Source organism: Demequina sp., from assembly GCF_016278775.1.
Lineage (GTDB): Bacteria > Actinomycetota > Actinomycetes > Actinomycetales > Demequinaceae > Demequina.
Window position 1 is genome coordinate 22,413 of the sequence record NZ_JADQBF010000075.1, and the last position, 6,777, is coordinate 29,189.

The 6,777-nt window shown below is 65.7% G+C and carries 9 protein-coding genes; 5 read left to right on the forward strand and 4 right to left on the reverse strand.

Going from position 1 to position 6,777, the window contains the following annotated elements:
- The first annotated feature begins 17 nt into the window (after positions 1 to 17).
- Both QZZ33_RS08895 and QZZ33_RS08900 read left to right on the forward strand, forming a co-directional pair.
- Positions 18 to 503, forward strand: coding sequence for a GNAT family N-acetyltransferase (locus QZZ33_RS08895; RefSeq protein WP_291379499.1), 486 nt, complete (start codon positions 18 to 20; stop codon positions 501 to 503).
- 59 nt (positions 504 to 562) lie between these two features.
- Positions 563 to 1,021, forward strand: coding sequence for a ribose-5-phosphate isomerase (locus QZZ33_RS08900; protein ID WP_291379501.1), 459 nt, complete (start codon positions 563 to 565; stop codon positions 1,019 to 1,021).
- Here the strand turns inward: QZZ33_RS08900 and QZZ33_RS08905 are convergent.
- The 4 genes from QZZ33_RS08905 to cysK all read right to left on the reverse strand — a co-directional run bounded on the left by QZZ33_RS08905 (position 1,018) and on the right by cysK (position 4,722).
- The gene (locus tag QZZ33_RS08905) at positions 1,018 to 2,280 is read right to left on the reverse strand and encodes a GNAT family N-acetyltransferase (protein WP_291379503.1); all 1,263 of its coding nucleotides are present in this window, start codon (positions 2,278 to 2,280) and stop codon (positions 1,018 to 1,020) included. The genes QZZ33_RS08900 and QZZ33_RS08905 overlap by 4 nt on opposite strands.
- A gap of 59 nt (positions 2,281 to 2,339) precedes the next feature.
- Entirely contained in the window at positions 2,340 to 2,840 is a 501-nt protein-coding gene (locus tag QZZ33_RS08910) for a CoA-binding protein (protein WP_291379505.1), read from the reverse strand.
- A gap of 269 nt (positions 2,841 to 3,109) precedes the next feature.
- Positions 3,110 to 3,745 (reverse strand): serine O-acetyltransferase, encoded by a 636-nt coding sequence (cysE, locus tag QZZ33_RS08915; RefSeq protein ID WP_291379507.1) that lies wholly within the window; start codon positions 3,743 to 3,745, stop codon positions 3,110 to 3,112.
- A gap of 41 nt (positions 3,746 to 3,786) precedes the next feature.
- On the reverse strand, positions 3,787 to 4,722 hold the full coding sequence (gene cysK, locus QZZ33_RS08920; protein ID WP_291379509.1) for a cysteine synthase A: 936 nt from the start codon (positions 4,720 to 4,722) through the stop codon (positions 3,787 to 3,789).
- 295 nt (positions 4,723 to 5,017) lie between these two features.
- Between cysK and QZZ33_RS08925 the strand changes: the two genes are divergently transcribed.
- From QZZ33_RS08925 to QZZ33_RS08935, 3 genes are all read left to right on the forward strand, one after another.
- Positions 5,018 to 5,518: a hypothetical protein gene (locus QZZ33_RS08925; RefSeq protein ID WP_291379511.1), complete on the forward strand. Its 501-nt coding sequence runs from the start codon at positions 5,018 to 5,020 to the stop codon at positions 5,516 to 5,518.
- A gap of 264 nt (positions 5,519 to 5,782) precedes the next feature.
- Positions 5,783 to 6,253 (forward strand): SRPBCC family protein, encoded by a 471-nt coding sequence (locus QZZ33_RS08930; RefSeq protein ID WP_291379513.1) that lies wholly within the window; start codon positions 5,783 to 5,785, stop codon positions 6,251 to 6,253.
- A gap of 9 nt (positions 6,254 to 6,262) precedes the next feature.
- Positions 6,263 to 6,679: a DUF1761 domain-containing protein gene (locus QZZ33_RS08935; protein ID WP_291379514.1), complete on the forward strand. Its 417-nt coding sequence runs from the start codon at positions 6,263 to 6,265 to the stop codon at positions 6,677 to 6,679.
- Positions 6,680 to 6,777: the final 98 nt, after the last annotated feature.

Here is a 6,777-nt window from a genome sequence, read left to right on the forward strand (position 1 = left end):
AGGACTATCGTGGCGCCATGACCGTGACGCTTGAAGAGATGCCTGCGGCGCGATACGACTGGTTCTTGAGTCATGCGACGAGGGAGTACGCCGCCGACTTGATTGCGCTCGGGCGTGACGATGAAGAGGCGCGGCTGGGCGCCGAGCGAGACATCGAGACCTACTTCCCAGGCGGTTCACCGCTGCCCGGACATCACCTCTTGGAGATTCGCGCCGACGACGGTGCCCCTGTTGGCTACTTGTGGATCGGCCCCTCCGCGACGGGTACCACGGAGGAATGGTGGGTGTGGGATGTGTTCGTCGATGAGGCTCAGCGCGGCAAGGGCTATGCGCGCGCGGCGCTGCTACTCGGCGAGAAGTTGGCCGCAGCTCACGGCGCCACGAGCGTCGGCCTGAGCGTCTTCGGCTTCAACACAGGGGCCAAGGCGCTGTACGACTCGCTGGGCTACACCACCACCTCGTTCAAGATGCTCAAGCGACTTCCGCCCGTGCCGGGGGCCTAGGATCGTGGCGGCTCGCGTGGGGGTCGCCGGGCGCCGGAGGCGACTGGCATGATGTGACGATGCGCATCCACCTTGCCGCGGACCACGCGGGTTACGAGTTCAAGGAGCATCTGCTCACTCACCTTGCCGCCGAGGGGCACGACGTTGTCGACCACGGCGCCTTCGAGTATGACCCGCTAGACGACTATCCGTCGTTCTGCTTCTCCGCGGGCGAGGCCGTCGTGGCCGAGCCGGGCTCGTTGGGAATCGTCCTGGGAGGATCCGGAAACGGCGAACAGATCGCGGCCAACAAGGTTCCCGGCGTGCGAGCGGCACTCGCGTGGAGCATCGACACCGCGAAGTTGGGTCGGGCTCACAACGACGCCAACGTGGTCGCGATTGGGTGGCGTCAGCACTCGCTAGAAGAGTCCGTGGAGCTGGTCGAGGCGTTCCTTGCAGAACCGTTCTCTGGCGACGAGCGCCACCAGCGACGGATCGACCAACTCGCGGCCTACGAAGCCGGTCGCGACCGGGCCTAGAACGAGAACGAACTCCGCGGCGCCATCGGCGAGCGGAACGCACTGCTGAGTGTGGTCGCGGCGCCAGCGGTCGCCTCCTCAACCAGCCCTGCCCCTTTCAGGGAGTCGATCGTGGTACCGCCCAGATAGGCGGCCGATAGGTCTTGCATGCTGATCCTGAGGTCCGCCTGTGCGCCGTCTGCGGCGCGAGTCACCCTCGCGATGCCCGCTTCGACAGTCATGTGCCACACGGCGTCGTTCTGGGGGACGACGTTGTCAGTCACCTGAACTGCGACGTCCAGGTCCGCGCCGTATGTCCGTGCCGTGAGCGCTGCCGGGAGGTCGAGGATCCGCAACCACACGTGGTCCTGTGCCTTGAGCCCCAGTGCGCGCACGTCGTCCGCGAGCAAGACAGCCGGATCGTCGAGCGGAAGGCACGTCGCGCTGAACGAGGTCAAGAGGTCAAGGTCGGCCAGGACCGACCACAACCGCCGCGATGCGGCGGGGGTGACGGCCGCCCACTGCTCGGTCGACCCGGTGCCGTTAGCGCCAGTATCGCCCCAGCTGAGCTTGCGCCGAAACAGGGCGAACGCGGCGGGGCCGTGCTCGTCCTCCACGATCACGATCCGTTTGCGCTCTTGGCCCTCCCGGAGGGCCTCGGGGTCCGCGAACTGCGACGCCATCAGCGCCTCGCCCATCTCGACCATCGCGCCCGGCCGGGGATCCCGCGCCAGTATTGCGCGCACGACGGGGGCATGGCGCGCCACATCGGCGTCTTCGAACCGCACGCGCAGATCGTCGGAGCCTGCGACCTCGCGGAATGTCGCGCCTCTGGGCATCGTCATCTTGTAAGACGGGCACGCGAGTCCGTAGCCGAACCGCTGGTAGATCTTCGTCTCGGCGGCCACGAGCGTGCTCACGACCTCGCCTCTCGCCAGAGAACGCGCGAAGTGGTCGTCGATCATCGCCCGCAGCAAACCGCGCCTTCGATGCGCGGGCTGGACCCCTACCCACGTCAGTCCAGACGTCGGCACGGTGCCTCCTGGAACGCGCATCGAGTAGCCATAGGACGAGTGGACGGCGGCGACTTCGCTTGCCGAGGACGCCCGACTATCGACAGCCTCGATGCCGCGGCAGCGGTCCCAATCGATGCCCGCCTCGACTGCCGTCTGAGTTCCTTCTGGGTGTGTCATGGCGAACGCCCACTCGTCAACGGACAGCATCTCGTCGCGTCGCGAGAAGGGCATGTCTACGAGGCGGTATCCAGCGGGCACAGTCATGGCTAGATCATGCCACCGGGCAACGCAGCGCGCCACGCCGGTGAGGGCACCGCAGCGTACTAGGACGCGGGCGTTGCCTCGATGCGCTCTCGCAGGCGGGCGTACTCGACCTTGATGCAGCGGTTCTGCACCACACCCAGGCCCGCAGCCTTGGCGCTCGCCGCAGCGACGGGGTTCTCGATGCCGAGTTGGAGCCACAAGACGCTGGCGTCCGCCTCGACTGCCGCATTGGCAATGGGCGGGACCTCTGCGGCGCGGCGGAAGACCACCACAATGTCGGGCGCTACGGGAAGTTCAGACAACGACGCGTAGAAGCCATGCCCCTCGATGTCGGCGTCCCCGCCGTGGGGATTGACCAAGTACAGCTCGTATGGTGTGTTGTTCATGAGCCACGTCGCAATGGCGTGTGACGTGCGCATGGGGTCTGGCGAGGCTCCGACGACCGCGACGGAGTGCGCCTGCGCCAGAATGTCGGCGAGGGCGTCGTCCGTGGGGGCTTGATCAGCGCGCGGCAAGGGACAAGCGTCGCCGGTGGTGTCGATCACGTCGTCAGTGCTCATACAGATACTCAACCTCGATCCTTGGTCCGCCATTCCTGGCGGGTGTCACACCCGGAACTCGCATCGGCGGACGTTTGTAGGATAGATGGACAGGCACCCAGCCCGCCCTTCACCACGCAAGTGAAGGAGCAGTCATGACGAAGGCCCCCGAGATGGGGCACTCGGGCACTGCAGACCTCATCACCGAGCGCCTGTTGTCTCACGCCAAGCAAGCATGGATGTTGCGCGCAATGATCTCGTAGCGCGACGCGACGCTAGAACGGCACGCTCTAGATGTAGTACATGGCGGGCTCGCGCTGCTCGTCGTGTTCGACGCGCACGTGAGCAGCGCCGTCGTCAACGCTTGAGGCCGCGGTGTGCGCCTCCAGGTAGTTGGGGTGCTCGCGAATGACCGCAGGAATGCCCACGGCCGTCGCCCCGTTTGGCACATCCTTCACCACCACGGCGTTGGCGCCGATCCTCGCGTCGCAGCCGACGTACACCGGACCCAGGATCTTCGCCCCTGCGCCCACCACGACGCGGTCGCCCACTGTCGGGTGTCGCTTGCCGTGGCTCATGGTCGTTCCGCCGAGCGTTACGCCGTGGAACAGCAACACGTCGTTGCCCACCACCGCGGTCTCGCCGATCACGACTCCCATGCCGTGATCAATGAAGACTCGACGGCCTATCAGGGCCCCCGGGTGAATCTCAATTCCCGTGCGGCGGCGCGCGAATTGCGAGAGCAGTCGCGCCCAGGAGCGGTGACCTTTGCGCCACCAACGGTGCGCCACCCGGTAGTACCACATGGCGTGAACGCCCTGGTAACTGAGCGAGACCACCCAAGGTCCAGGGCACGCGGGGTCGCGACGGTTGGCCGTCGCCACGTCTTCGCGGGCGAGGGCCCAAGGGGTCATGCGTTCAGTCATGTGATGCCTCCGGGTGGCGTGTGGGCCGTGGATGTTCGCTATCAGTCCATCAGGTCGGCGTAGAGGATCGAGCTGAGATACCGCTCGCCGAACGACGGGATAATCACCACGATCGTCTTGCCCGCGTTCTCTGGACGCTTCGCCACCTCCGTGGCCGCGTGGATTGCCGCGCCGGACGAGATCCCGACGAGCAGCCCCTCCTTGCGAGCGGCCGCGCGGGCCGTTGCCACTGCGGTCTCGGAGTCGACGTCGATGATCTCGTCGTAGATCGCGGTGTTGAGCACCTCTGGCACAAAGTTTGCGCCGATGCCCTGGATCTTGTGGGGGCCTGGCGCACCGCCGTTGAGGATGGGGCTCTCCGCAGGCTCGACGCCGATGATCTGGACGCTCGGCTTCTTGGCCTTGAGCACCTCACCCACACCGGTAATGGTTCCGCCAGTGCCGATACCGGCGATGACGATGTCGACCGCGCCGTCTGTGTCGTCCCAAATCTCGACCGCGGTGGTCTTGCGGTGAATTTCCGGGTTCGCTTCATTGGCAAACTGGCGGGCGAGAACGGAACCAGGACGCTGAGCTGCCACCTCGTCGGCCGCGTCGACCGCTCCCTGCATGCCGCCTGGCCCGGGGGTGAGGATCAACTCGGCGCCGAAGGCACGCAAGAGTGCGCGACGCTCCTTCGACATCGTCTCTGGCATCGTGAGCACGACGTTGTAGCCGCGGGCTGCGCCCACCATGGCGAGCGCGATACCGGTGTTGCCTGACGTCGCCTCGACGATGGTGCCGCCTGGCTTGAGCTCGCCAGACGCCTCGGCGGCGTCGACAATCGCGACGCCAAGGCGGTCCTTCACCGAGTTGGCGGGGTTGTAGAACTCAAGCTTGGCGAGCACGGTGGCGCTCGAACCTTCGTTGAGGGCGTTGATGCGGACGAGGGGAGTGTTGCCGATGAGCTTGGTCGCGTCATCGTAAATGCGGGCCATGGTTTTCCTTTGCGTGGGGTGGTGGAAAGGGGTCTATGCGTGCAAACACACACGTATCGAGATGTGATACCGGGGCGAGCGCTCACGGCTGGCACCCTGTGCGGGCGCGGGGCTGGTAAGCGCTCTAGAGACAGCAGCAGGCACAGCTGCACATGACACCCTTGGGCATGACGGCGGGAGCGGTCGCAACGGCGACGGTGCTCACACTGCTCATCTGAATGCCTCCAAGGGTTCATCGGTAGGCTAGCGGGCACGCACGCGTTGGGCAAGCGCCCTCGCGTTGGAGGGGGTTGACGTGACCGAGTGGTTTCGCACGACGCGCATGTATGAGCACGTGTTCGCCACGGATCTTGACACGTTGTGGGGATGGTTCGGCGACCGTGAGGCTCACGTCGCATTCGATCACAGGCTCTTGTCGCTGACCGTGGTCTCTGGGGTGTGGCAGACCGCGGGCTGTGTGATCGAACGCAAGTGGATAACCGATCGTGGCACCCACCTCGTGTCGGAGTCCGAACTGCTCCATATCGTGCCTGGCTACACCTTCACCGACCGGCACGAGGCGTTCAACACTGTCGCCACTACCGTGCGCAGCACGACGGTTGTTGATGGCGGCGTGCTTTACCGCATCGAGCAGACGCTGGAGACCACGTCGATGACGGCCGAGCTCGCCGCCAGGTACCCAGAGCGCATCGAGGCGATTCTGGCGCCGGTGAAGGCCCGCGAAGCGCAGGCCCATGCAACGGGGATGGCGGTGATTCAGTCGTACCTCGACTCCCTTGGCAGACGGCAGGACTAGTCGAACGGAGTCCAAGGGGCGCGCCACTGTCGGCGAGGCGTCCCCGTGGGCCGCGGCACGTCGTTGAGCGGGTTTGGTCCGGTGTCGTGGTGCCGCCGCTCGTGTGACCACCCGCGCAACTCGCGCGGTTTGTGGCGGTTTGGGCATCTGGCTGGCGTTTCTGGAGACGTCCCAGTTGGAGCTGCCCCCTTCTCTGGGGGCGCAAGCAGGGCTAGATTGTTCAGCGATTCTTCTTTTTGTCGACGCATCACAATGAGGTGGCCGATGGCAGCACACAAGGTGGAGGCGCAACGCGAGATCCTCGCGGAGGCGGCCGAAGTATGGGCGGTGCTCACCGACCTCGACCGCACGCCCAAGGTGCTTCGCTCGGTCGAGCGCATCGAGCGCGTCTCTGGACAGGGGTACGACGTGGGGGTGTCGTGGATCGAAGACCGGCGCCTCTTCGGCAAGACCGAGCGCGAGACACTCACGATTACTCTTGCGGACCCGCCCAGGCGCGCGGTCCACGAGGCCGAATCGCATGGCACGCTGTACCGCACCGAGTACTCGCTCCACCCTTCGTCCCTGGGGACCCGCCTGCGCGTGGAGTTCAGCGCCGAGACGGAGGCGACCTCCGCCGCCAAGCGTGTGGCGTGGACGGTGTTCGGTAAACTTGGCGCGAAGGCCACCAAGCAGGCTCTCGTCGACGACCTGGAGGACATCGCGAACGCCGTCGAGAGTCGGGCCGTCAGATAGGAGGGTGCTGTGGAGTGGTTCGAACTCGGTGCCATCAACTGGTGGGCCGTCGCGTTGGCGTTCGCCTTGTCTTTCGGCCTGGGGTGGTTCTGGTACTCCCCGCAGGGTTTCTTCAACCCGTGGAAGAGAGCGGCAGGCATCACCGACGAGCAGATGCGCGAAGCCGATATGGGAACTGCGTTTGGGGGGACCGCCGCGGCGAACCTGCTCGGGGTGATTCTTCTCGCGGTGCTCATGGCGGCCGCGGACGTTTCAGGGGCGTGGCAGGGTCTCGTGTTCGGCGCGATGGTGGGGCTCGTCTTTCGCGGAGGAGCGCACGCGCTTCACAATGGCTTTGCCATTCGCAGGCCCCTGGTGACTCTGATAGACGCGGCACACGACACGGTGGCACTTGCGGTGGCGGGACTGGTCATCGGGCTGATGTAGCCGGCTCGCGTAGTCGCCTGACGCGGCGACGCGTGGAGCGGGCGACGGGAATCGAACCCGCACCATCAGTTTGGAAGACTGAGGCTCTACCATTGAGC